At 72.0% G+C, this 464-nt stretch carries 1 protein-coding gene; it reads right to left on the minus strand.

Translation table 11 applies throughout. The annotated features are described in order from the left end of the window. The coding region (locus tag GTW67_RS31575) for a polyketide synthase dehydratase domain-containing protein (RefSeq protein ID WP_524539844.1) at positions 1–432 on the minus strand (432 nt) is incomplete at its 3' end. Positions 433–464: the final 32 nt, after the last annotated feature.

The following is a 464-nucleotide window of genomic DNA, read 5'->3' on the forward strand; positions in this document are numbered from 1 at the left end:
GCAGCCGACGCGGCCACCGGCGTGGAGGGCGAGTTCGACGAAGGCGGTGCCCGGCAGCAGGACGGCCCCCAGCACCGCGTGGTCCGCCAGCCAGGCGTGGGACGCCAGCGACAGACGGCCGGTGAACAGACAGCCGTCGGAATCGGGCAGGGTCACCGCAGCACCGAGCAGAGGATGATCAGCAGCCCCCAGACCCGCCGACGACACATCGCCGGCGGACGAGGCCGCCTCCAGCCAGTACCGCTCCTTCTGGAAGGCGTAGGTGGGCAGCTCCACCAGCCGGGGACGGGACGGGGCGAGGAACGCAGCCCAGTCCACGGAGTGTCCCCGGACGTATGCCTGCGCCAGGGCTTCCACGAGCGAGCCGGCCTCGTCCCGATCCTTGCGCAGGACCGGGGCGAACACCATGTCCGGGACGGACTCCGCACCCATCCCCGAGAGCACACCATCCGGGCCCAGCTCCA

Origin of the sequence: Streptomyces sp. SID5910 (genome assembly GCF_009862125.1) — a bacterium.
Classification (GTDB): domain Bacteria; phylum Actinomycetota; class Actinomycetes; order Streptomycetales; family Streptomycetaceae; genus Streptomyces.